The following is a 22708-nucleotide window of genomic DNA, read 5'->3' as shown; positions in this document are numbered from 1 at the left end:
GGTAGGGTCAGGCGAGCGCTTCGGCCACCAGCGTGGCGATGCGCTGGGCCGTCTGGCGCTTGGTCATGCGGGGCCAGGGGTCGGTGCCGTCCCGGGTAATGCGGGTGATCTGGTTCTCGGCGCCGCCCATGATGCCAGTCGAGGGCGAGACGTCGTTGGCGAGGATCCAGTCGCAGCCTTTCTTGTCGAGCTTGGTCTTGGCATGGGCTTGGACGTCGTTGGTTTCGGCCGCGAAGCCGATGACGAGTTTGGGGCGTTGGGCGTGGTTGGAGATCGTTTTTAGGATGTCCGGATTTTGCGTGAGGCGGATTTCGGGGGCCTCTGCGCCTGATTTCTTGATTTTCTGGGCCGAGGCTTCTTCGACGCGATAATCGGCAACGGCGGCAGCGAAGATGGCGGCGTCGGCGGGCAGCGCTGCTTCGGTGGCGGCGAGCATCTGGGCGGCGGTTTCGACCTCGATGACGTTGACGCCTTTCGGGCGGGGGGCCGTGGCGGGGCCGGTGATGAAGGTGATCTGAGCGCCCTGCCCCGCCAGCGCCTCGGCGATGGCCGCCCCCTGCTGGCCGGAGGAGCGGTTGGCGATGTAGCGGACGGGGTCGATGGGCTCGTGGGTCGGGCCGGAGGTGATGAGGATGTGGCGGCCCTTGAGGGGGCCGTCGGTGAGGGCTGCTTCGATAGCGCCCAGGATCTCGTGCGGTTCCGACATCCGGCCGGGGCCGTATTCGCCGCAGGCCATGTTGCCCTCGTTTGGGCCGGCGATGAGGATGCCGTCGGAGCGGAGCGTGGCGAGGTTGCGCTGGGTGGCCGCGTGTTCCCACATGCGGACGTTCATGGCGGGCGCGATCAGGACGCGCTTGTCGGTCGCCATGAGCAGGGTCGAGGCGAGCTCGTCGGCGTGGCCGTGGGCCATCTTGGCCATCAGGTCGGCCGTGGCAGGGGCGACCACGACGAGGTCGGCGGCACGGGAGAACTCGATATGGCCCATCTCGGCCTCGTCGGTGAGGTCGAAGAGGTCGGTATAGACCTTCGACCCGGCCAGCGCCGAGACGCTGAGGGGCGTCACGAACTGCGCGCCGCCCCTGGTCAGAACGGGCGTTACCCGCGCGCCTGCCTTGGAGAGCTGGCGGATCAGGTCGAGCGATTTGTAGGCCGCGATGCCGCCGCCGATGATGAGCAGGATGCGCTTTCCGTCGAGCATGGCACAGGATTAGGCGGTTCGGGCGGCCGGGTCCATGGGGCTAGGGTCAGGACCCTAGGTGATGGCCTGAAGCCGGTCCTTGGACATGTCGCCTGGAACGATGGTGATGGGGATCGGCAGGCTGCCGGAGCTGCGCGAGAGTTGGGTGACGAGCGGGCCGGGGCCGTTCTTGTCGGTGCCTGCGCCGAGGACGAGGATGCCGATATCGGTATCTTCCCTCAGGAGCGCCATGAGTTCCGGCACCGCCTCGCCCTCACGGATCACAAGCTCGGGGTCGACGCCCTGCTTGTCGCGCATCCACTTCGCGAAGACCTCGAAATGGGCGTGGATGCGTTCGCGGGCTTCTTCGCGCATGATCTCGCCCACGCCGATCCAGTGGTTGAATTCCTCGGGCGGGATGATCGACAGGACGGCGACGCCGCCGCCGGTCTTGGCGGCGCGCATGGCGGCGAAGCGCATCGCGTTGAGGCATTCCCGGCTGTCGTCGAGAATGACCAGAAACTTCCGCATCGGGATCTCCCTTTCCCCTCGGAAGACCATACTGCCGGGCGCGGGGGCCGCTGGCAATCGTCAACGGGGCAGGACGGCCTTGAGGAGACGCGTTCCGGTGAGTTGTGCCGCGAGGATCAGAAGCTGGAGTGCTGCGGCGTAGGCCAGGATCAGGGTCGTCGCGGCGAGGTCCGAGAGGCGCACGGCAAGGCGGAAGACGCGGGACCTTCCCAGAAGCTCGAAATGGCCGCGGGTGGCGGGGCCGGCGGCATTGGCGACACGGGCGAGGCGGGCGGCATCCTCGGCCGTTTCGACTTGGCGCAGGAGGACGAGCGTGTCGGCGAGCGAGGTGTGCCGGGCAACGGTCGCGAGGTCGCCGCTGAGGCGCTGGAGGCGAGCCAGGCGCGCGGTGTCGAGGACGGTGTCGAGCGCGGCCTCCCCCCGCAGGAAGGGCAGGATGCGGTCGGCCCGGAGGCCGATCCGGCCCGCATCGGCGAGAGTGGCCGCGAAGGTGGGGGTCAGCGCCCCTGCCCTGCGGGCGAGGCGGAGGCCCGTGGCACCAGCCTTGACCGTCGCGCTCGACCCGCCGGAGATAGCAACGGCGGCGGTCGCGCCAAGGCCGACAACGGCAAGGGCTGCGTCGACCTCATCGACGGGCTCTCCCTGCGCGGCGGCCATTCCGGCCCGGCGCAGGGCGTTGACGTCGCCCGCGGGCGTCAGCTCGAACGGGATGGCGCAGGCGGCGATGTGCGAGAGGCGTTCGCAGCTGGCGATATCGACCATGCAGGCCCCGCAATCGAGGGCGGTTTCGGTCCAGCCCTCCGGGATCACCGCCGCCTCTGCCCGCTGGCGGAGGTCGGGCGGCAAAACCGCATCATGGGTCCCGGCGAGGTCGAGGAGGAGGGCGATGCGGTCGGTGTCGCCGTCCACCAGGGCCTGTTCCAGCCGCGCAGGGATCGCACCGGCGCGAACGGTTCGCAGGGTGGCCCGGTCGAGGGCGGCGGCCAGATCATCGGTCGTTCGGTCGACGAAGGCCCGGGCGAACGGGTTGGCATTCAGCGCGGCGGCCAGCGCCAGGCAGGTCAGCGCAATCGGGAGAAGGCGCAGGAGGGTTCGGACAGACGGCGTCATCTCGGGCGAGCCTAGGGGATCGTGCGGCCCCCGTCAGCAGTGCCGAAAACGGAGGTCCGGCCGGCGTCCGGCGGCAGGCTGGGACCGCCGCCGGAGCAGGAGCGGTGCGGAGGGATTGGCAGGCAGGCCGGGGAGGCACGCGCTCTCCCGCAGGCGACGGTCCGCCGATTCGGAAACGGCTTCATGACGGCCCCCCGACTGTCGCGGGCCGTCAGGTCAGAAGGCCCACGATTTCATAGGTGCGCTGCAGGATCGGCGCGGCGATCTCACGCGCGCGCTCGGCCCCACGGGCGAGCGTGCGGTCGATCTCGGCCGGGTCTGCCGTCAACCGCCGCATCTCGGCCGAGATGGGCGAGAGCTTGTCGACGGCGAGGTCCGCAAGCATCGGCTTGAATTCGGAAAACGGCTTGCCGCCGATTTCGGGCATGACCTCCGCGATTGTCCGGTCGGAGAGGGCGGCGTAGATGCTGACGAGGTTTTTGGCCTCGGGCCGCTCGGCCAGCCCCTCGGCCTCGGACGGCAGCGGTTCGGGGTCCGTGCGGGCCTTGCGGATCTTCTGGGCGATGGCATCGGCATCGTCGCCCATATTGATCCGGCTGGCGTCGGAGGGGTCGCTTTTCGACATCTTCTTCGACCCGTCGCGCAGGCTCATCACGCGGGTCGCCTCACCCTCGATCACCGGTTCGGTGATCGGGAAGAAGTCGACGCCGAAATCGTGGTTGAACTTGATCGCGACGTCGCGGGTCAGCTCGAGGTGCTGTTTCTGGTCGTCGCCGACGGGCACATGCGTCGCGTGATAGATCAGGATGTCGGCGGCCATCAGCGCCGGATAGCCGAAGAGGCCGAGCGAGGCGTTCTCGGCGTTCTTGCCGGCCTTGTCCTTCCACTGGGTCATTCGCTTCATCCAGCCCATCCGGGCCACGCAGTTGAAGATCCACGCAAGCTGGGCGTGTTCGGGGACGCGGGCCTGGTTGAAGAGGATGGATTTTTCCGGGTCGATCCCGGCGGCCATGAAGAAGGCGGCCAGTTCGCGGGTATTCGCGGTCAGCGCCGCGGGATCCTGCCAGACGGTGATCGCGTGCAGGTCGACCATGCAATAGATCGTCTCGAACCGGCCTTCGTCCTGCATCTGGACGAAGCGCTTCATCGCGCCAAGGTAATTGCCAAGCGTGAGGCCGCCCGAGGGCTGGATCCCCGAGAAGACGCGGGGGGTGAAGGCTGCATCGGGCATGAACGGGCTCTGTCTGGTCAAGCGGGCCGCGCTGGCTTACCCATGGCCCGGACCCCCGTCAAGAAGGCCCGCCCGATGCAAGGACCCAAAGCCGTCAATCCCCTGCCGCCGAGCGTGCTGGCTCTGTTTGCCGTCATGGCGCTGGTCGAGGTCGTTCTGTCGCTGGGCGGGTCGGTCGGGATCGGGGGCGCCCAGGCGATCGGTTGGCGGAACGAGGCGCTGTCGGAATTCGCCCTGCCGCCCCGGATGCTCTCCGCGATGGCGCAGACGGGGGATTACCAGCTGGACTACCTGCGCCGTTTCGTGACCTATCCCTTCGTGCATGGCGGGTTCCTGCACGCGGCCTTTGCCTGCGTCATCCTTCTGGCGCTCGGCAAGTTCGTGGGAGAGGTCTTTTCTTCGGCGGCGGTCATCGTCGTGTTCTTCACCTCCGGGATCCTGGCCGCTCTGATCTATTCAGGGCTGGCGTGGAGCAACTATCCCCTCTTCGGCGCCTATCCGGCAGTCTACGGGCTGATCGGGGCCTATACCTATATCCTCTGGGTCGGGATCGCGGCGACGGGCGGGCGGCAGATCGAGGCGTTCCGCCTGATCCTGATCCTCGCGGGCCTGCATATCGCCTTCAGCGTCTTCGGCGTCTCACCGCACATCATCGCTGATTTCGCGGGCTTCGCGGTGGGCTTCGCCGTGGCCCCCCTGGCCGCACCCGGGGGCGTCAAGGCGCTGATGACCCGGATCAAGCGCCGCTGATCCCTTCATCTGGCCACAAATACTTCCGGGGGGTCCGGGGGGCAGCGCCCCCCGGTTGGTCGCCGCGCGCAGGCGCGGCGAAACCCCTGCCCCAGAGCGCTTCTGGCTACTGCCATCTCGCTCTAGCGCTTAAGCGCCCGGCGGAACTCCGACAGGCGGAACGCGCCGTATAGCTGCCCGGCCGCCCCGTAGCTGACCATGCCGATCGCCACGAGGATCGCCAACGCCGCGTAGCGCGTGCCCGGCATGCCGAGGAACGGCGTCATCGACACCGACGCGGCCCAGAGGACGAACCCCATCGTTGCCGAGGCCGCGAGGATGCGCCAGATGCGGCGGCGGAAGCGGGCGTCGAAGGAGGCGGCCTCTCCCATCCCCCGCGCGCCGCGCCAGAGCAGGATCATCATCGCCCAGCCCGCGATCGTGGTTCCGAAGGCGGCGGCGATGTAGCCGACAGTGGTCGAGAGGCCGATGGCGATGGCCGCGTTGATGACCATCGCGGCAAGCGCGTAGTAGAACGGCCGCTTCGTGTCCTCGCGGGCGAAGAACAGCGGCTGGAGCGCCTTTTGCATGACGAAGGCGGGCAGGCCCAGGCCATAGACGGCGACGGCGAGCGCCGTGGCGGCCGTATCGTCGGCCCCGAAGGCGCCGCGCTGGAACAGGACCTCGACCAGCGGCAGCGGGATGACCACCAGCGCGACGGCGGCCGGCACTGTCAGGGCGAGGCTCAGCTCGCTCGCCCGGTTGAAGGCGTCACGGCCGCCCGCCGTGTCGCCCGCCTTGAGGCGGCGGGAGAGGTCGGGCAGCAGCACCACGCCGATGGCGATGCCGACGACGCCAAGCGGCAGCTGGTAGAGCCGGTCGGCATAGCTGAGCCAGGCGACGGCGCCGTCGAAATGGCTCGCCACCTGGCGGCCGATCAGCAAGTTCACCTGCACGACACCACCGGCGAGCGCGGCGGGGGCGGCGATGATGGCGAGCCGTTTCAGCTCGGGCGTCAGGCGGGGCATGACCGGGGTGAGCGACATGCCGGCGCGGCGGGCCGCCACCCAGACGAGGGCCAGTTGGGCGATACCGGCCAGCACCGCGCCCCAGGTCAGGAGCGTACCGTGGTGGAGGCCCGTCAACTCGGCGGCGCCGACGGCCTCGATGACGACGAGCTCTTCGAGGATCGCGGTTTCGGCCAGCAGGAGGACGGCGACGAGGATGACGTTCAGCAGGACCGGCGCGGCGGCGGCGGCGGCGAAGCGGCCCATGGCGTTCAGCACGCCCGAGACGAGCGCGGCGAGCGAGATGAAGAGGATATAGGCGAAGACGATGCGGCCGAAGGTGACGGTCAGCTCGAACCGGACATCTCCGGCAAAGCCGCTGGCGATGGCATAGACCAGCGCAGGCATGAAGATCTGCGCCAGCAGGGTGAAGACGATGAGGATCGTCGCAAGGCCCGAGAGCGCGTCGCGGGCAAAGGCTTCGGCATTCTCCTCGCCTTCGAGCTTCTTCGAGAACATCGGCACGAAGGCCATGTTGAAGGCGCCTTCGGCGAAGAAGCGGCGGAACATGTTGGGCAGCGAAAACGCGATCAGGAACGCCTCGGCCACCGGGCCGGTGCCGAGGAAGGCCGCGATCATGATGTCGCGCACGAAGCCGAGGATCCGGCTGAGCAGCGTCCAGACACCGACCGTCAGGAAGCCCGCGACCAGTCTGATCGGCTTCAAGAGGCGGCCCGTTCGGTGCCGGCCGCGATCGCGTCGCGCAGCTTTTTCTCGAGGCTCTTCTGTTTGGCCTCGGACTGGTACTTCAGGCCGAACATGTCCTTGACGTAGAAGGTATCCACCACCTGTTCCCCGTAAGTCGCGATGACCGCGCTGGAGATATACACGTTCGCGCCCGCAAGGGTTCGGGAGAGGTCGTGCAGAAGGCCCGGACGGTCGCGGGTATCGACCTCGATGATCGTGTAGATGTCGGAGCCCTCATTGTCGAAGGTGATGGAGGTGGGCACGCGGAAGGCGCGTTCGCGCTTTTTCAGGCGATCCTTGTCGCGGCCCGTCAGCGCGTCGCGGGCGACGAAATCGCCGTTGAGCGTGCGTTCGATCATCTTGCGCAGCCGCGGCAGGCGGTCGGCATCGTAGGGGGTTTCGGCGGCGTCCTGGATCCAGAAGGCGGCGGTGACGAAGCCGTCCTTTGTGGTGAAGGTGCGGGCGTCGACAATGTTGGCGCCGACAAGAGCCAGGGCCCCTGTGATGCGGGCGAAGATACCCGGATGGTCGGTCATGGCAAAGCAGATGCGGGCGGCGTCGCGGTCCTGGTCCATGGTCAGGTCGATGCGGATCTCCCCCGGTTCAAGGCCACGGAGGAGCCGCGCGAAATCCACATGGGCGGTCACGTGCAGGCCTTGCCAATAGGGCGGGTAGTGGCGGGCGAGCTCGGCCTTAATGTCCTTGGCGGGCCAGCCTTCCAGCGCCTCGCGCAGCTTGCGCTTGGCTTCGGTCTCGCGTTCGGTCCGGTTGATGTCCTCGAGGCCGGTTTCCAGGCCGCGGCGGGTCTGGCGGTAGAGGGCCCGGATCAGGACGGCCTTCCAGTTGTTCCAGGTGTTCGGCCCGACGCCGCGGATGTCGCAGACGGTGAGGACCGTCAGCAGGTCGAGCCGTTCGCGCGTCTGCACCGCCTTGGCGAAGTCGCGGACGGTGCGCGGGTCGGCGATGTCGCGTTTCTGGGCCATGTCGGACATCAAGAGGTGATGCCGGACGAGCCACTCGACCGTCTCGGCTTCCTTCTTTTTCAGCCCCAACCGGGGCGCCACGTCACGGGCGATGCGGGCGCCGAGGATCGAGTGATCCTCCTGCCGCCCCTTGCCGATGTCGTGGAGGAGCAGCGCCACGTAGAGGACGCGGCGGTTCACGCCGTCCTTCAGGATGCCGCTGGCGACGGGCAGTTCCTCGACCAGCTCCTCGCGCTCGATCTGGGCGAGCTGGCTGATGCATTGGATGATGTGCTCATCAACGGTGTAGCTGTGATACATGTTGAACTGCATCATCGCGACGATGGGTTCGAATTCCGGGATGAAGCGGGCAAGCGCACCCAGTTCGTTCATCCGGCGCAGGCCCCGTTCCGGATTGCCGTGCTTGAGGAGGAGCCGGAGGAAGATCTGCGCGGCTTCGGGGGTGGCGCGCACCTCTGCGTCGATCAGGTCGAGGTTGGCTGCGATGAGGCGCATGGCGTGCGGGTGGAGCAGCGTGCCGGTTCTGAGCGCCTCTTCAAAGATGCGCAGCATGTTGAGCTTGTCGGACAGGAAGGCCGCGTCATCGGCCACGGTCAGGCGGTTCTGGGCGATGGCATAGGGCGCGCGGGCCTGCTTGCGGCGCTTGAAGATGCGGGTCAGCATCGGTTCGGTCTTCACATGGGCGTCTTCGAGGGAGACGAGGAAGATCCGGGTCAGTTCGCCGACCGAGGTCGCGTGGCGGAAGTAATCCTGCATGAAATGTTCGACCGCCCGGCGCCCGCCCTGATCGAGGTAGCCCATCGCATCGGCGACCTCGACCTGCAGGTCGAAGGTCAGTTGGTCCATCGCCCGGCCGGTGATCAGGTGGAGATGGCAGCGGACGGCCCAGAGAAAGTCCTCGGCCGCGAGGAAGGTCGCGAATTCGTCCCTGGTGAAGACGCCGAGATCGACGAGTTCCGCCGCGTCGGTGACGCCGTTGACGTATTTGCCGATCCAGAAGAGCGATTGCAGGTCGCGCAGGCCACCCTTCCCTTCCTTCACGTTGGGTTCGACCATGTAGCGCTGGCCGCCCTGCTTGCGGTGGCGTTCCGCGCGTTCGGCGAGCTTGGCCTCGACGAAGTCCGAGGCGGTGGACTGGAAGAGGTCTGACATGAGGCGACGGCGCAGCTCGGACGAGAGCGCCTCGTCGCCCGTCAGGTGGCGGTATTCGACGAGGCTGGTGCGGATCGTGTAATCCTCGCGCGCAAGGCGCAGGCATTCGCCGACCGTGCGGGTGGCGTGGCCGACCTTGAGCTTCAGGTCCCAGAGGACGTAGAGCATCTCTTCCACGACGCTTTCGGCCCAGGGGGTCAGTTTGCGTTCGGTCAGGAACATCAGGTCGACATCGGAGTGGAGCGCCATCTCGCCCCGCCCGTAGCCGCCGATCGCGACGAGGGCGATCTGGCCCGGCGCGTCGGTCTGGGGGCGCGAGTGGATCTTCGTCGAGACGACATCGAAGAGGCTGCAGACGATCTGGTCGGTGAGCCAGGCATAAGCCCGCGTGACGGGGCGCGCGGTGCGGGGGGCGGCGCGGAATGCCTCTGCGATACGGGCGAGGCCGCCTTTGCGAGCCTCTTTCAGGATCCGGACGATTGCGGTGCGGCGATCGGCGGGATCGGCCCCGGCGGCCACGTCAAGGGCCGCGCGGACCGTGTCACGGTCGAAGATCTCGATGGCAGGCGCGACCAGACCCTCTTTCGGGGCCCAGTCGCCGCCGTTGTCAGAAACCAGCGCGGCCGAAGGTCGTGGGAGCTGGGTCAAGGATGACCACCCGGTTGTTGCGGATCGTCGCGACTGCGAGGGCCCTTTCATTAGTCCCATCGCGCAGAAGACGGAAGATGCCGCCCGTTCCCCGGAAGCCGGAGCGTTGCGTCAGGGCCGAAGCCGACAGCGCCTGCCGGTTGCCGGAGCTGACGAGCGCGCCGATGGCGGCGATGCCGTCATAGGCGAGGCCCGCCACCGGGTGGGCCGGTTCGCCGTAGGCCGCGCGGTAGCGCGCCTCGAACCGGGATTGCAGCGATTGGTCGGGGATGGCGAAGAGCCCGCCCTGGAGCGCCGGGAGCGTGAGGAACGCGGCCTCGGAATTCCAGCGGGTCAGGCCGACAAGCTGTGCGGGGGGGACCCGTTCCTTGACGCCGGTGGCGAGAACCGAGAGCTCGTCGCCCGGGACGGCGGTCGTGAAGACGGCCTGGGCGCCGGTTGTCTGCACCGTGTTGGCGATGCGGGGGCCCGCATTGACGATGCCGTTCTGGGACAGCGGGTAGCTTTCGACGCCGACAACCGTGCCGCCATTGCTGCGGACGGCAGCCGTGATGGCGTTGCGGCCGGTGGCACCCGGAACGGTATCGGCATGGGCGATCACGTAGCGGTTGACGCCCTGGCGGCGACCATATTGCGTCAGCCGGTCGGCCGTGTTGTCGAATGTCGGGCCGAGGATGAAGACGTTGCCACCCGCGATGGCGGCGTTGTTGGAGAAGGCCAGCACATTGACGTTGTTGCCCGCGACGGCGACGCCTGCCGCGTTCGCGGCCTCGGCATAGAGCGGGCCGAGGATGATCTGCGCGCCGTCGGCGACGGCCCTCTGTGCGGCATTTGCCGCCGGGCCCGCACGGCCGGCGGTGTTGTAGACCCGCAGGTCGATCTGCGCATCGTTCAGATCGCCGATGGCGAGGCGCGCCCCGTTCTCCAGGCTGCGGGCGAGGAAGGCGTCCGTGCTTTGCCCAGAGCCGTTCGGCACCAGAAGGGCGACACGGACGGGCGCATTGGTGTCGATGGTCGGACCCCCGCCAAGGCCGGCGGTGCCGATCGGTTCACAGGCCGCGAGCCAGGCGATTGCGAAGAGCGCCGCAAGGCGGGCGGCGGCCTTGCGGGCCGGACGGATAAGGGCGATCATGGCTGGCTCTCTCCTCCAATTGCGATCTGCAATCGCCCGGAGGCCGGCCGATCGCGTCGTGGCCGATCATAGGCGAGCGACAGGAGGGGTCGAGTCATGAATGTTAAGAAACAGCCACTCTCCGCCGGTCTGTATCTTGTTTCGACTCCCATCGGCACGGCGCGCGACATTACCTTGAGGGCACTCGACGTGCTGGCCTCGGCCGATGTGCTGGCGGCCGAGGATACGCGGACGGCGCGCAAGCTGATGGACATCCACGGGGTCGCGCTGTCGCGCCGCCCGCTGGTGGCGTATCACGACCACAGCGCGGCGAAGGTGCGGGCCCGGCTGGTGGACGAGATCGCTGCAGACCGGTCCGTCGCCTATGTGTCTGAGGCGGGCACACCGCTGATCGCCGATCCGGGATACGCCCTGGCGCGGGACGTGCGGGAGGCCGGGTTCGCGGTGACGGCCGTGCCTGGGGCATCGGCGGTGCTGGCGGCGCTGGCGGTCGGCGGGTTGCCTACGGACAGGTTCTTCTTCGCGGGCTTTCTGCCGTCGACCGGCGCGGCACGGAAAGCGGAACTGGCGATGCTGGCCCGGATCCCGGGAACACTGGTGTTCTATGAGGCGCCGCAGCGTGTTCGGGAAATGTTAAGTGATATGTGCGAAGTCTTGGGACGAGAGCGGGAGGGGGTGGTATGCCGGGAACTAACGAAACGGTTCGAGGAAACGGTGAGCGGGACATTGGGCGATCTGGCGGACCGCTTTGCTGAAACCGCGCCGCGGGGGGAGATCGTGGTGCTGGTTGGCGCGGCGACGGAGGCGCCGGTGGACGATAAGGATGTCGAAGCCGCCTTGCGGCGGGCGATGGAGACGATGCGGGTGAAGGATGCCGCCGCGGTGGTGGCAGGAAGTCTGGGATTGCCTAGGCGGGAGGTTTATCAGGCGGCCTTGCGGCTTCAGGACGAAGACTGATGTGACTTGAGTTGGAGTGAGTGATGAGTGGGAAAGTGTCTTTTGCGGCCGGCTTCGCGGCTGAGGAGAGTGTCGTCGATCGGTACCGCCGGAAGGGGTGCGAGGTGGCGGCCCGGCGCTGGCGCGGGAGTGTCGGCGAAATCGATATCGTTTTGCGCGATCCAGTGGACGATGGCCTGATCTTCGTCGAGGTGAAGAAGAGCCGCAGCTTCGGCAAGGCAGCGGAACGGCTGAACCGGAAGCAGATGAACCGGATCTGCGCGACAGCGGAGGAGTTTGCGGCGGGCGAACCGCGCGGCCTTCTGACCGATATGCGGTTCGACGTGGCATTGATGAACGGGATCGGCGACGTGCGGATCCTGGAAAACGCCTTCGGCGAGGCTTGAGCGGCCATTGTCACGCCCGCGCGGCTGGGCCATCTAGGGCGGATCGACCCGAGGATGGAGCGCGCCGATGGCCCTTGAAATCGCCTTTCAGATGGACCCGATCGAAGGGGTCGATATCGACGCGGACAGCACCTTTCGGCTGGCCGAGGAGGCGCAGGCGCGGGGGCATTGGCTGTTCGTCTATACACCCGACCAACTGGCCTTCGAGGAAGGGGTCGTCGCGGCGCGGGGGCGGGAGGTAACGGTACGGCGGGAGCGCGGCAACCATGCCTCTTTCGGGGACGAGACGCGCAGGCCGTTATCGGACTTTGATGTGGTCTGGCTGCGACAGGACCCGCCGTTCGATATGGGCTATATCACGACGACCCATTTGCTGGACCGGGCGGAAACGCTTGTCGTCAACGATCCGTTCTGGGTCCGCAACTACCCCGAGAAGCTTCTGGTGTTGGATTTTCCCGACCTCATCCCCCCGACGACCATCGCGCGGGACCTCGGCACGCTGAGGGAATTCCGGGACCGGCACGGGGATATCATCCTCAAGCCGCTTTACGGCAATGGCGGGGCCGGCGTGTTCAAACTGTCGAGCACGGACGGAAACCTCGCCTCGCTGCACGAGATGTTCAGCGGGCTGAGCCGGGAGCCTCTGATCGTTCAGAAATTTCTGCCGGACGTGACGCAGGGCGACAAACGCGTGATCCTGGTCGACGGCGCGCCGGTTGGCGCGATCAACCGGGTACCGCAGAAGGGCGAGACGCGGTCGAACATGCATGTGGGCGGGCGGGCCGAGTCCAGCACGCTCACCGACCGTGACCGGGAGATCTGCGCGGCGATCGGGCCGCTTCTGAAGGAGAAGGGACAGGTCTTCGTCGGGATCGACGTGATCGGCGGCTGGCTGACCGAGATCAACTTGACGTCGCCCACCGGCATTCAGGAACTGGAGCGGTTCGACAACGTCAACATCGCCGCGAAGATCTGGGACGCGGTTGAGGCGCGGCTTGGCTAAACTTACGGCTCTGCGCCGGTGACGCGGAAGCTGACCGCTTCGGCCACATGGGGGCGGCGCACAGTTTGGGAACCATCGAGATCAGCGACGGTGCGCGCGACGCGGAGCACCCTGTGGTAGCCGCGGGCGGAGAGACCGAAACGTTCGGCCACGCGACTGAGAAGTTCGCGGCCTTCGCTGTCGGGGGCGGCGGCCTCGTCTAGGGCGGCGCCTTCCAGATCGGCGTTGACGCGGACGCCGGTCATGTCGATGTAGCGGGCGAACTGTACCTGGCGGGCGGCGGCGACCCGTTCGGCGATTGTGGCCGAGGTCTCGCCATCTTCGGGCAGGTCGAGGTCGGTGAAGGCGACGGGCGGGACATCGACGCGCAGGTCGAAGCGGTCCATCAGAGGGCCGGAGATGCGGCCGAGATAGTCCTCTCCACAAGCCGGGACGCGGGCGCAGGCGCGGGCCGGATCGCTCAGATAGCCGCAACGGCAGGGGTTGGCGGCGGCGATTAGCATGAACCGGCAAGGGTAATGGATGTGGGCGTTGGCGCGGGCGACCATAACCTCGCCCGTCTCGATCGGCTGGCGGAGCGTTTCGAGGACCTGGCGGGGGAATTCGGGGAATTCGTCGAGGAAGAGGACGCCGTTATGGGCCAGCGAGATCTCTCCCGGCTTGGCCCCCTTGCCGCCACCGATGATCGCGGCCTGGCTTGCCGTATGATGCGGATCGCGGAAGGGCCGCGCGCGGTTGATGCCGCCACCGCTGAGGAGACCGGCGAGGGAGTGGACCATCGATGTCTCGAGCGCCTCGGGGGCGGTGAGCGGCGGCAGGATCCCCGGCAGGCGCTTGGCCATCATCGACTTGCCGGAGCCGGGGGTGCCGATCATCAACGCGTGGTGGCGCCCGGCCGCGGCGATTTCGAGGGCGCGCTTGGCGCGTTCCTGCCCCTTCACGTCGCGCATGTCGGGCCCGCCGGAGGTCGGCATGACCTCGCCCGGTTCAGCGGGCGAGAGGACGTTTTGGCCGGTGAAGTGCTGGACGACTTCCGAGAGGGATGCGGCGCCGATGACGGCGCAGGCGCCGACCCAAGCGGCCTCGGGCCCGCAATCTTTTGGGCAGAGGAGCGTTCGGTCTTCTTCGGCCGCCGTCATCGCAGAGGGGAGCGCGCCGATGACGGGGACGAGGGTGCCGTTGAGCGAGAGCTCTCCCAGCGCGACGGTCTGGGCGATGGTATCGCGGGGCAGGACATCGATGGCGGCGAGAAGCGCGAGGGCGATGGGCAGGTCGAAATGGGAGCCTTCCTTGGGCAGGTCGGCGGGGGAGAGGTTGACCGTGATCCGCTTGGAAGGCAGGGCGAGGTTCATCGCGGTGAGCGCGGCGCGGACCCGTTCCTTCGCCTCGGTCACGGCCTTGTTCGGCAGGCCAACGATCGAGAAGGCGGGCATGCCCGGCGTGACGGCGCATTGCACCTCGACCAGGCGTGCCTCGACCCCTTCGAACGCCACCGTATAGGCCAGCGCAGTCATCCCGATCCTCCTTCTGCCCCGGGAAGCAGGAATAGACGGCTCGTGGTTAGCGAAGGGTTAAGGGCAGATCAGCCGGGCCAGTCGGTTTGCGGGTAGTCGCGGACATATTGCGGCAGATCGGGACCGTCGGTCAGGGACTTGGCCCGCCAGGCGCGAAAGGTGGGCTCGGCAAGGTGGGCGGCGACGTAGGATGACGCGCTATCGGAAATGGAGAGGCCGTAGCCTGCGATCCGCGCGGCGACCGGGGCGAAGAAGGCATCGGCGATGGAGTAGTCGCCGCACAGCCAGGGGCCGCCGGAGCGGGTGAGGGCATGGTCCCAGATCACGTCGATCCGGCGGAGGTCTTCGGCGACCTCGAGACCCGGATCCCAGTCGCGATAGGCGACGCGCAGGTTCATCGGGCACATGGTGCGGAGCGCGGCGAAACCGGAATGCATCTCGGACGCGAGCGCGCGAGCGGTGGCGCGCTCAGAGATCCCCGCAGGCCAGAGGCCGGCGTCGGGGAACAGGTCGGCGAGGGTTTCGGCGACGGCGAGCGAGTCCCAGACGACGGACCCATCATCGAGGACGAGGGTCGGCACGGTTCGCGCGGGAGGCGTGTCGGTAAGCTGCTCGGCCACCGACTTGCCAAGGAACGAGATGAAGTCGGTTTCGACCGGCAGATCGAAGCGGTCGACGAGAAGGGCGGCGCGGAGCGACCAGCTGGAATAGGCGCGGTCGCCGAGGATCAGGCGATGGGTCATGCAGCGGTTTTCGCCGGAGGAGTGGCGCGAGGCCAACGAATTCTCGTGATGGGGTGGCGCACGGTTTTCGATGGTCTCAGGGGCGCCAGTTGATGCCGCGGACGGACCAGGCGCCCTCGTGCCGTTCGATGATTGTGAGCGAGAGCGGGTCGATGCGGATGCGGAAGGCGGCGACGGCGTCGAGGTCGAGGGCGCGCTGGATCTGGGTGAGGACGGGGCCGAAATGGCAGACGATTGCGATGTCTTCGGGACCCTCTGCGATGAGCTGGTCGATGGCGGTGTCAGTTCGTGCCCGCAGGTCGTTCCAGCTTTCGCCATCCGGAGGGGCGATGGGGCCCGGCGTTTCCCAGAACGCGCGCAGGTGGTCCGGGGTCTCTGCATCGATATCGGCGAAGGTGCGATCCTCCCAAGCGCCGAAATGCAGTTCCCGCAGGTTGGGATCATGCGGCAGGCGGAGGCGGCCTGCGGGGATGCTGTCTGCCGTCGACTTGGCGCGGGAGAGATCGGACGAGATCATATGGGCGGACGAAGGAAGCGCGTCGCCGAGGCGGTTCAGCGCGGCGGTGTCGGAGAGATCGGCGGCGAGATCGGTCCAGCCGACCATCGTCTTGGCATGGGTAGGCCCGTGCCGGATCAGCCAGAGGCGTTTGGTCATTTGATCGGCAGCTCGCCCTTGAGCACGAGCGGCAGGCCCGCGGTCACCAGAACGACGAGATCGGCCATGGCCGCCACGCGTTGATTGGTCTCTCCCTGGATGCGCTGGAATTGCCGCCCGAGTGAAGTTTCGGGGATCACCCCGCCGCTGACGTCATTGCTGACGATGGTCACCGGTCCGTTGCGATCCGAAAGCGCATCCAGCAATGCCTCAAGGCGGGGCGCTATGTCATGCCCGCCGAGGAGGAGATTGGTCAGCCAGAGTGTGAGGCAGTCGATCAGGACAGGTGCCGCTGGGGGGGCCGTTCCGAGAGCACCCGGGAGGTCCTCCGGCGCCTCGATCGTCTGCCAGTCATTCCCCCGGCGTGTCCTGTGACGTGCGATCTTCACGGACATGTCATCGTCAAAAGCCTGCGCCGTCGCGATGTAAATCCGCGGCAAATCTTCAACTATGACAAGACGTTCCGCGAACAGAGACTTACCGGAAGAAGCGCCACCTAGAACCAGGGATGTCGTTTTCAACGCCATGCGCGCAACTTTATTGATCCAGCGACGTTTGATCCCCGTAACACAGCCATGTCGCAGAAAACAGACGCTGCCGATCGGCATACACTTAGGAGAGCGCAATGGCCCTAGACGGATCTTACGATCAATCCCTCTCTCGCCGGGCCATGAAGGCCGAACTCTTGGATGCCGAAACGGAGTTGCGCCTCGCCTATGCCTGGCGGGACGAGCGCTGCGAAAAGTCGCTGCATCGTCTGATCACCGCCTATATGCGCCTCGCGATTTCCATGGCGGCGAAGTTCAAGCGCTACGGGGCGCCGATGAACGACCTGATCCAAGAAGCGTCTCTCGGGCTCATGAAGGCGGCCGACAAGTTCGACCCCGATCGCGGGGTGCGCTTTTCGACCTATGCCGTCTGGTGGATCAAGGCATCGATCCAGGATTACGTGATGCGTAACTGGTCAATGGTTCGGACCGGATCGACCTCTTCCCAGAAGTCGCTGTTCTTCAATATGCGCCGGGTGCAGGCGCGGCTTGAGCGGGAGGCGGCCTCGTCCGGAGAGAACCTTGACCGGCATCAGTTGCGCCAGATGATCGCGAGCGAAGTGGGCGTGCCGCTGCATGATGTCGAGATGATGGAAGGGCGCTTGTCGGGATCTGACTATTCGCTGAATGCGACGCAGTCGGTCGAGGACGAAGGGCGCGAGTGGATCGATACGCTTGAGGATGACAGCGAGCAGGCGGCCGAGACGGTGGAGAACCGGCACGATACGGATTGTCTGCGCGATTGGCTGGTCGCGGCCCTTTCGGCGCTGAATGATCGTGAGCAGTTCATCGTTCGTGAACGGAAGCTGCGGGAAGAGCCGCGAACGCTTGAGAGCCTTGGCAACGAGCTGGGCCTTTCGAAAGAGCGTGTGCGGCAGCTGGAGGCGGCCGCCTTCGGGAAGATGCGGAAGAGCCTTGAGGGGCAATCGCGTGAGGTGCATCACTTCTTCGCATGACACCTTCCGGACAAGGCAGACTTAAAGGCGTGCGATTGAACGGGTTGCGCGCCTTTTTTGTTGCGGTCTGGCCTGCGATCGGCTCTGCCGCGGCGGCGGATGATGTTGCCGATGCGGTCGAAATGGCGCGTGAGGCCGAGATCGTGATCATCGGCGAGTATCACGACAATCCGGAGCATCACCGGATCCAGGCTGAAATCGTCGCGGCCCTGCAACCGACGGCAGTCATCTTCGAGATGCTGTCGGACGATCAGGCCGCGCGTATCGAGCCAGACACCGTGCGGGAGGCGGACGTTCTTGGCCCGCTGCTTGACTGGGAGCGGTCCGGGTGGCCCGATATCGCGTATTACGCACCGATTATGGCCGCGGCGCCCGAGGCGCGGATCGTCGGGACCGGGCCGCACGGGTTGAACCGCGATGTCGATCCACCCCAGATGGCCGGGGTGCCGGAGGATGCCGCCCGGTTTGGCTGGCCGGGTCCGCTGCCCGAGGAGCAGCAGGCCGCGCGCGAGGCTTTGCAGGCGGAAGCCCATTGCGGGGTGATGCCGGAGGCACGGCTGCCGCTCATGGTCGATCTGCAGCGGCAGCGCGACGTGATCTTTGCGGCGCGGACGCTGGAGGCGTTGGAGGCTTTTGGTGCCCCGGTGGTTCTGATCACCGGCAACGGCCACGCACGCAATGATTGGGGGGTGCCTTTCGCTTTGGCGCAGGCCGCCGATGCACGTGTCGTCGCCATCGGGCAAGGAGAGGGCGGGGAAGCGCCGCTTGGACCCTTCAACATCGTTCTGGATGCGGACGCGCCAGAGAGGAGCGACCCTTGCGCGGCTCTCCTGGAGCAGGCTGGCTAGTCCATTTAGAATCGTTCCAAAGAGTTGACACGCGCCCGCAGGATCCGCATATTCCGTAGACCGCTTTCCGGAGATCCAGAACATGTTCATCCAGACCGAATCGACCCCGAATCCGGCGACGCTGAAGTTTCTGCCGGGCCAGTCCGTGCTCGATGCGGGAACCGCGGATTTCCCGACGCCGGACAGTGCCGGCCCCTCGCCGCTGGCGCAGCGGATCTTTGCAGTGGATGGCGTGACAGGCGTGTTCCTCGGCAACGATTTCGTGACGGTCACCAAGGCCGAAGGGGTTGAGTGGGACCACATCAAACCGGCGATCCTTGGCGCGATCATGGAACACTACCAGTCCGGCCAGCCGGTGATTGAGGGCGAGCGCGCCTCGGGCCACGCCGAGCATACCGGCGAAGACGCAGAGATCGTGGGCCAGATCAAGGAGCTGCTCGACACGCGCGTGCGGCCCGCGGTGGCGCAGGATGGCGGGGACATCACGTTCCACGGCTTCGACCGCGGGATTGTCTACCTGCACATGCAGGGCGCCTGCGCCGGGTGCCCGTCTTCGACGCTGACGCTGAAGATGGGGATCGAGAACCTGCTGCGGCACTACATCCCGGAAGTGCTTGAGGTCCGCCCTGTCGCCGCCTGACCCGACAATCCTCGCCTTCGACACATCGGCCGCGCATTGCGCGGCCGCTTTGCTTCGGGGTGGAGAGATCGTTTCCAAGCGCTTCGAAGAGATGAAGCGCGGGCAGGCAGAGCGGCTGATGCCCTTGCTTGAGGAGGTTCTGGCTGAGACCGGAAGTGTCTGGGAGGAACTGGATGCCATCGGAGTCGGGATTGGGCCGGGGAACTTTACCGGCATAAGGATCGCGGTGTCCGCAGCACGGGGTTTGGCCTTGGGGCTAGGGGTGCCTGCCGTTGGAGTGTCGACGTTCGAAGTGGCCTACGAGCCGATTGACTACTCAATGGCCGGAGCCCGAGCCAGGAAGCGAGCACAAGTCAGGCAGTTGAGCGACTACGTGTATCTGGCGGCTCCAAAAGACTGTCTTTACGGTCAACGTTTTAAGTTCGGTAGGCCGCAAGGAGAGCCTTGGTTAGAGAAACCCCAAGACAACGATCTTTCACCTCACGAAGCCGAGGTCGAATGGGCCGAAGGTGGCATCGAGAAGCTATCAAAGCTTGCGGCTGAGAAGACTTTAACGGGAGAAGACATCCCGCGCCCTGCCCCTCTGTATGTCCGGCCCGCGGATGCGGCGCCGCCGAAGGATCCGGCTCCGGTGATCCTTGATGGCTGATGTGGAGGCTCTGGCGTTGCTGCATGCGGCTGCTTTCCCGCGGGGGCGCGGGTGGTCGGCGCGGGAGATCGCGGCGATGCTAGATCTGCCGGGGGTCTTCGTGGTGGAGCGTGAAAGCGGCTTCGCGTTGGGACGGATTGCTGCGGATGAGGTGGAGCTTCTGACGCTGGCGGTCGACCCGATATTCCGCCGCCGCGGCGTAGGGGGCGCATGTCTGACGGACTTCGAGGATGTGGCGGCCGGACGGGGCGCGGTGACCGCGTTTCTGGATGTGGCAGCGGATAACGGCGCGGCGCGCGCGCTTTATGCGCGTGCGGGATACGCCGAGACGGGCCTTCGCGCCGGGTATTATCCGGGCGGCGTGGATGCGGTGCTGATGCGGAAACCATTGGTGGGCCTTGCGGTTTCCGGCTCGCCCGAGCTGGGCGAAACCTCCCAGACTGAGGTTGAACGTTAGACCCGTCTGAGTCTGTTGGCGAGGCGGAGACAGTGCCCGGCCCCGTCTGCCTGAATTACGGGCATGTGACCGTCGTGACCCTAGCGTAAACACTAGAAAGCTATTGATCTTCCCCGGATCAGCGGGCCTTATCTTGCGGTGTTTACCTGCGGGGTGGCGGTTCTGCTCTGGCCTCCCGCCAAAGAGAACAGGGAGTTCCCGGATGAGCTTGAAACAGACTTTCCTTGGCGCAGCGGCGGTGCTGGCACTGGGTGCAGGCAGCGCTTTGGCCGATCCGGCCATTGTCTTTGACCTCGGCGGCAAGTTCGACAAGTCGTTCAACGAAGCGGCCTATAACGGCGCCCAGCGCTGGTCGGAAGAGACCGGTGGCGACTACCGCGAGGTCGAGATGCAATCCGAAGCCCAGCGCGAGCAGGCGCTGCGACGGCTGGCGGAAAGCGGGTCGAACCCGATCGTGATGACCGGTTTCGCCTTCGGCAACGTGCTGTCCGAAGTGGCGCCGGATTACCCGGACACGACCTTCGTCATCGTCGACTCGGTGGTCGATGCGCCGAACGTGCGGTCGGTGGTGTTCAAGGAGCATGAGGGGTCGTTCCTCGTCGGCATGATGGCGGCGATGGCGTCGGAAAGCGGCACGGTCGGCTTTATTGGCGGGATGGATATTCCGCTGATCCGCAAGTTCGCCTGCGGCTATGCGCAGGGCGTTCTGGCGGTGAACCCGGATGCCAATGTGATCGCCAACATGACCGGTACGACGCCTGCCGCGTGGGCGGATCCGGTGAAGGGGTCCGAGCTGACGCAGGCGCAGATCGCACAAGGGGCCGATGTCGTCTACGCGGCAGCGGGCGCGACCGGCGTGGGCGTTCTGCAGACGGCGGCAGATGAGGACATCCTGTCGATCGGCGTGGACAGCAACCAGAACTACCTGCATCCCGGTGAGGTTCTGACCTCGATGCTCAAGCGGGTCGACAATGCCGTCTTTGACGCCTTCACGGCCGGTGCGGACGTCGAGACTGGCGTGATGGTCATGGGGCTTGCCAACGAAGGCGTGGGCTATGCGCTGGACGAGTTCAATGCAGAGCTTGTGAGCGACGAGATGAAGGCGACGGTGGACGCGGCAGCGGCGGCGATCATCGCCGGCGAGACCGAGGTTCACGACTATATGAGCGACGAGACTTGCCCGGCGCTCTCCTTCTGAGGACGGCTGGCTAAGACCACGAGCGGGGCCGCGCCGGATGGCAGCGGCCCCGTATGTATACTTGGAGATCGTCTGCGATGAGCGAGACCGCACCGGCAATCGAGCTGAAGGGTATCTCGAAGGCGTTCGGGCCGGTTCAGGCCAACAAGGATATCTCGATCAGGGTGATACCGGGAACGATCCACGGAATCATCGGTGAGAACGGCGCGGGCAAGTCGACGCTGATGTCGATCCTCTATGGCTTCTACAAGGCCGATGCGGGCGAGATCTGGATCCGGGGGCAGAAGACCGAGATCCCCGATAGCCAGGCGGCGATCTCTGCAGGCATCGGAATGGTTTTCCAGCACTTCAAGCTGGTGCAGAACTTTACGGTTCTCGAAAACATCGTTCTGGGGGCGGAGGACAGCGGCTTGCTGCGGCCGTCGCTTGCGCGGGCACGGCGGGAGCTGGAGCAGCTGTCCAAGGAGTATGAGCTGAACGTCGAGCCCGATGCGAAGATTGAGGATATCGGGGTCGGGATGCAGCAGCGGGTGGAGATCCTGAAGGCGCTCTACCGCAAGGCCGAGATCCTGATCTTGGACGAGCCGACCGGCGTTCTGACCCCGGCGGAGGCGGATCACCTGTTCCGGATCCTCGCCAACCTGAAGGCCGAGGGGAAGACGATCATCCTGATCACCCACAAGCTGCGCGAGATCATGGAGATCACCGATACGGTCAGCGTGATGCGGCGCGGCGAGATGACGGCGACGGTGAAGACCGCCGAGACCTCTCCGCCCGAGCTGGCCGAATTGATGGTCGGGCGCAAGGTGCTGTTGCGGGTCGAGAAGGCGCCCGCGACGGTGGGCGAGACCGTGCTGGAGGTGCGGGATCTTCGGGTGAACGACGACAAGGGTGTCGAGCGGCTGAAGGGCGTCAGCTTCGACATCAAGGCGGGCGAGATCCTGGGCATTGCCGGGGTCGCCGGGAACGGCCAGTCGGAACTGCTCGAGGTGCTTGGTGGGATGCGCGCGGCGACCGGCACGGTGCGGATGAACGGGCAGGAGATCGATCTGACCGGCACCAAGTCCGACGGCCAATCGCGGCGCGCGCGCGGGATCGCCCATGTGCCGGAAGACCGGCAGCGCGAGGGGCTTATCATGGAGTTCCACGCCTGGGAGAACTGCGCCTTCGGCTATCACAAGGACGAAAAGTTCGGCAGCGCCTTCCTGAACAATGCCGCGATGAAAGACGACATGGCCGGCAAGATGGAGCGGTTCGATGTACGCCCGCCGGATCCGAACCTGGCGGCAAAGAGCTTCTCAGGCGGGAACCAGCAGAAGATCGTCCTGGCGCGCGAGATCGAGCGGTCGCCGGATCTGCTGCTGGTTGGTCAGCCGACGCGCGGCGTCGATATCGGCGCGATCGAGTTCATCCACCAGCAGATCGTCGCGCTGCGCGATCAGGGGAAGGCGATCCTGCTGGTCAGCGTCGAGCTTGACGAAATCATGGGGCTGTCCGACAGGATCGCCGTGATGTTTGATGGGCAGCTGATGGGCGAACGGCTGCCGGGTGATACGGACGAGACCGAGCTTGGCTTGCTGATGGCGGGTGTCACGGATACCAGCGGTGATCATGACTTCCGCAAGGTCGAGGCCAATTTGGCCCATGCGGGGCGCGAATGATGCGTTGCGTAACGATTGATCCGTATAAGGTTCGCGAGCTAGGTTT

Annotated in this window: 22 protein-coding genes; 11 read left to right on the top strand and 11 right to left on the bottom strand. The window is 66.2% G+C overall.

Annotated elements, in window-relative coordinates; translation table 11 throughout:
- Positions 1-7: 7 nt before the first annotated feature.
- The 4 genes from coaBC to trpS form a co-directional block, all read right to left on the bottom strand.
- A complete protein-coding gene (coaBC, locus tag AADZ90_RS05620) occupies positions 8-1198 on the bottom strand; it encodes a bifunctional phosphopantothenoylcysteine decarboxylase/phosphopantothenate--cysteine ligase CoaBC (RefSeq protein ID WP_367308726.1) in 1191 nt (396 codons plus the stop codon).
- Positions 1199-1252: 54 nt separating this feature from the next.
- The gene (locus AADZ90_RS05615) at positions 1253-1708 is read right to left on the bottom strand and encodes a universal stress protein (protein ID WP_367308727.1); all 456 of its coding nucleotides are present in this window, start codon (positions 1706-1708) and stop codon (positions 1253-1255) included.
- Between the two features lie 60 nt (positions 1709-1768).
- Positions 1769-2818, bottom strand: coding sequence for a hypothetical protein (locus AADZ90_RS05610; protein ID WP_367308728.1), 1050 nt, complete (start codon positions 2816-2818; stop codon positions 1769-1771).
- Between the two features lie 211 nt (positions 2819-3029).
- Complete coding sequence (gene trpS / locus AADZ90_RS05605; RefSeq protein WP_367308729.1) at positions 3030-4049, bottom strand: tryptophan--tRNA ligase; 1020 nt, start codon at positions 4047-4049, stop codon at positions 3030-3032.
- Between the two features lie 75 nt (positions 4050-4124).
- On the opposite strand from trpS, the gene AADZ90_RS05600 reads away from it, so the two are divergent.
- Positions 4125-4799 (top strand): rhomboid family intramembrane serine protease, encoded by a 675-nt coding sequence (locus AADZ90_RS05600; protein ID WP_367308730.1) that lies wholly within the window; start codon positions 4125-4127, stop codon positions 4797-4799.
- Positions 4800-4921: 122 nt separating this feature from the next.
- Here the strand turns inward: AADZ90_RS05600 and murJ are convergent, their stop codons facing one another.
- The 3 genes from murJ to AADZ90_RS05585 are packed head-to-tail and all read right to left on the bottom strand — an operon-like array spanning position 4922 to position 10447.
- Positions 4922-6511 carry a murein biosynthesis integral membrane protein MurJ gene (gene murJ / locus AADZ90_RS05595; protein WP_367308731.1) on the bottom strand — a complete coding sequence of 530 codons (1590 nt, stop codon included), beginning with the start codon at positions 6509-6511 and terminating at the stop codon, positions 4922-4924.
- On the bottom strand, positions 6508-9315 hold the full coding sequence (locus tag AADZ90_RS05590) for a [protein-PII] uridylyltransferase (protein WP_367308732.1): 2808 nt from the start codon (positions 9313-9315) through the stop codon (positions 6508-6510). The genes murJ and AADZ90_RS05590 overlap by 4 nt, the downstream gene beginning before the upstream one ends.
- The gene (locus AADZ90_RS05585) at positions 9275-10447 is read right to left on the bottom strand and encodes a penicillin-binding protein activator (protein WP_367308733.1); all 1173 of its coding nucleotides are present in this window, start codon (positions 10445-10447) and stop codon (positions 9275-9277) included. Before AADZ90_RS05585 ends, AADZ90_RS05590 begins: the two co-directional genes overlap by 41 nt.
- Before the next feature lie 96 nt (positions 10448-10543).
- On the opposite strand from AADZ90_RS05585, the gene rsmI reads away from it, so the two are divergent.
- From rsmI to gshB, 3 genes are all read left to right on the top strand, one after another.
- Positions 10544-11404: a 16S rRNA (cytidine(1402)-2'-O)-methyltransferase gene (rsmI, locus tag AADZ90_RS05580; protein ID WP_367308734.1), complete on the top strand. Its 861-nt coding sequence runs from the start codon at positions 10544-10546 to the stop codon at positions 11402-11404.
- 23 nt (positions 11405-11427) lie between these two features.
- The gene (locus AADZ90_RS05575; RefSeq protein ID WP_367308735.1) at positions 11428-11790 is read left to right on the top strand and encodes a YraN family protein; all 363 of its coding nucleotides are present in this window, start codon (positions 11428-11430) and stop codon (positions 11788-11790) included.
- Between the two features lie 67 nt (positions 11791-11857).
- Positions 11858-12793, top strand: coding sequence for a glutathione synthase (gene gshB, locus AADZ90_RS05570; protein WP_367308736.1), 936 nt, complete (start codon positions 11858-11860; stop codon positions 12791-12793).
- Positions 12794-12795: 2 nt separating this feature from the next.
- On the opposite strand, the gene AADZ90_RS05565 is transcribed toward gshB, so the two are convergent.
- The 4 genes from AADZ90_RS05565 to cobU form a co-directional block, all read right to left on the bottom strand.
- The gene (locus tag AADZ90_RS05565; RefSeq protein WP_367308737.1) at positions 12796-14307 is read right to left on the bottom strand and encodes a YifB family Mg chelatase-like AAA ATPase; all 1512 of its coding nucleotides are present in this window, start codon (positions 14305-14307) and stop codon (positions 12796-12798) included.
- 68 nt (positions 14308-14375) lie between these two features.
- Positions 14376-15050, bottom strand: coding sequence for a glutathione S-transferase (locus AADZ90_RS05560; RefSeq protein WP_367308738.1), 675 nt, complete (start codon positions 15048-15050; stop codon positions 14376-14378).
- A gap of 76 nt (positions 15051-15126) precedes the next feature.
- Positions 15127-15705, bottom strand: a complete 579-nt coding sequence (locus AADZ90_RS05555; protein WP_367308739.1) for a histidine phosphatase family protein — start codon at positions 15703-15705, stop codon at positions 15127-15129.
- A complete protein-coding gene (cobU, locus tag AADZ90_RS05550) occupies positions 15702-16313 on the bottom strand; it encodes a bifunctional adenosylcobinamide kinase/adenosylcobinamide-phosphate guanylyltransferase (RefSeq protein WP_367308740.1) in 612 nt (203 codons plus the stop codon). The genes AADZ90_RS05555 and cobU overlap by 4 nt, the downstream gene beginning before the upstream one ends.
- 17 nt (positions 16314-16330) lie before the next feature.
- Between cobU and AADZ90_RS05545 the strand changes: the two genes are divergently transcribed.
- The 7 genes from AADZ90_RS05545 (at position 16331) to AADZ90_RS05515 (ending at position 22662) form a co-directional block, all read left to right on the top strand.
- Positions 16331-17209 carry an RNA polymerase factor sigma-32 gene (locus AADZ90_RS05545; protein WP_367308742.1) on the top strand — a complete coding sequence of 293 codons (879 nt, stop codon included), beginning with the start codon at positions 16331-16333 and terminating at the stop codon, positions 17207-17209.
- 35 nt (positions 17210-17244) lie between these two features.
- A complete protein-coding gene (locus AADZ90_RS05540) occupies positions 17245-18057 on the top strand; it encodes a ChaN family lipoprotein (protein WP_367308743.1) in 813 nt (270 codons plus the stop codon).
- An 82-nt stretch (positions 18058-18139) separates the two neighbouring features.
- Positions 18140-18697, top strand: coding sequence for a NifU family protein (locus AADZ90_RS05535; RefSeq protein WP_367308745.1), 558 nt, complete (start codon positions 18140-18142; stop codon positions 18695-18697).
- Entirely contained in the window at positions 18672-19346 is a 675-nt protein-coding gene (gene tsaB / locus AADZ90_RS05530; protein WP_367308746.1) for a tRNA (adenosine(37)-N6)-threonylcarbamoyltransferase complex dimerization subunit type 1 TsaB, read from the top strand. Before AADZ90_RS05535 ends, tsaB begins: the two co-directional genes overlap by 26 nt.
- Positions 19339-19803: a GNAT family N-acetyltransferase gene (locus AADZ90_RS05525; RefSeq protein WP_367308747.1), complete on the top strand. Its 465-nt coding sequence runs from the start codon at positions 19339-19341 to the stop codon at positions 19801-19803. Before tsaB ends, AADZ90_RS05525 begins: the two co-directional genes overlap by 8 nt.
- Positions 19804-20005: 202 nt before the next feature.
- The gene (locus AADZ90_RS05520; RefSeq protein WP_367308748.1) at positions 20006-21001 is read left to right on the top strand and encodes a BMP family lipoprotein; all 996 of its coding nucleotides are present in this window, start codon (positions 20006-20008) and stop codon (positions 20999-21001) included.
- A 77-nt stretch (positions 21002-21078) separates the two neighbouring features.
- Positions 21079-22662, top strand: coding sequence for an ABC transporter ATP-binding protein (locus AADZ90_RS05515; RefSeq protein ID WP_367308749.1), 1584 nt, complete (start codon positions 21079-21081; stop codon positions 22660-22662).
- Positions 22663-22708: the final 46 nt, after the last annotated feature.

The sequence above is a fragment of the Aestuariibius violaceus genome, from assembly GCF_040779325.2.
GTDB classification, from domain to species: Bacteria; Pseudomonadota; Alphaproteobacteria; order Rhodobacterales; family Rhodobacteraceae; genus Aestuariibius; species Aestuariibius violaceus.
The sequence above is the reverse complement of the archived record's forward strand: the minus strand, read 5'-3'. Positions and strand labels throughout refer to the sequence as shown.

Excerpts from the sequence above, each read along its gene's own strand:
- AADZ90_RS05575 (WP_367308735.1), top strand. The coding sequence starts at position 11,428 with ATGAGTGGGAAAGTGTCTTTTGCGGCCGGCTTCGCGGCTGAGGAGAGT.
- cobU (WP_367308740.1), bottom strand. The coding sequence starts at position 16,313 with ATGCCGATCGGCAGCGTCTGTTTTCTGCGACATGGCTGTGTTACGGGG.
- AADZ90_RS05555 (WP_367308739.1), bottom strand. The coding sequence starts at position 15,705 with ATGACCAAACGCCTCTGGCTGATCCGGCACGGGCCTACCCATGCCAAG.
- coaBC (WP_367308726.1), bottom strand. The coding sequence starts at position 1,198 with ATGCTCGACGGAAAGCGCATCCTGCTCATCATCGGCGGCGGCATCGCG.
- AADZ90_RS05525 (WP_367308747.1), top strand. The coding sequence starts at position 19,339 with ATGGCTGATGTGGAGGCTCTGGCGTTGCTGCATGCGGCTGCTTTCCCG.
- AADZ90_RS05545 (WP_367308742.1), top strand. The coding sequence starts at position 16,331 with ATGGCCCTAGACGGATCTTACGATCAATCCCTCTCTCGCCGGGCCATG.
- AADZ90_RS05515 (WP_367308749.1), top strand. The coding sequence starts at position 21,079 with ATGAGCGAGACCGCACCGGCAATCGAGCTGAAGGGTATCTCGAAGGCG.
- AADZ90_RS05565 (WP_367308737.1), bottom strand. The coding sequence starts at position 14,307 with ATGACTGCGCTGGCCTATACGGTGGCGTTCGAAGGGGTCGAGGCACGC.
- AADZ90_RS05585 (WP_367308733.1), bottom strand. The coding sequence starts at position 10,447 with ATGATCGCCCTTATCCGTCCGGCCCGCAAGGCCGCCGCCCGCCTTGCG.
- AADZ90_RS05600 (WP_367308730.1), top strand. The coding sequence starts at position 4,125 with ATGCAAGGACCCAAAGCCGTCAATCCCCTGCCGCCGAGCGTGCTGGCT.
- AADZ90_RS05610 (WP_367308728.1), bottom strand. The coding sequence starts at position 2,818 with ATGACGCCGTCTGTCCGAACCCTCCTGCGCCTTCTCCCGATTGCGCTG.
- rsmI (WP_367308734.1), top strand. The coding sequence starts at position 10,544 with ATGAATGTTAAGAAACAGCCACTCTCCGCCGGTCTGTATCTTGTTTCG.
- AADZ90_RS05535 (WP_367308745.1), top strand. The coding sequence starts at position 18,140 with ATGTTCATCCAGACCGAATCGACCCCGAATCCGGCGACGCTGAAGTTT.
- AADZ90_RS05615 (WP_367308727.1), bottom strand. The coding sequence starts at position 1,708 with ATGCGGAAGTTTCTGGTCATTCTCGACGACAGCCGGGAATGCCTCAAC.
- AADZ90_RS05560 (WP_367308738.1), bottom strand. The coding sequence starts at position 15,050 with ATGACCCATCGCCTGATCCTCGGCGACCGCGCCTATTCCAGCTGGTCG.
- gshB (WP_367308736.1), top strand. The coding sequence starts at position 11,858 with ATGGCCCTTGAAATCGCCTTTCAGATGGACCCGATCGAAGGGGTCGAT.
- trpS (WP_367308729.1), bottom strand. The coding sequence starts at position 4,049 with ATGCCCGATGCAGCCTTCACCCCCCGCGTCTTCTCGGGGATCCAGCCC.
- AADZ90_RS05520 (WP_367308748.1), top strand. The coding sequence starts at position 20,006 with ATGAGCTTGAAACAGACTTTCCTTGGCGCAGCGGCGGTGCTGGCACTG.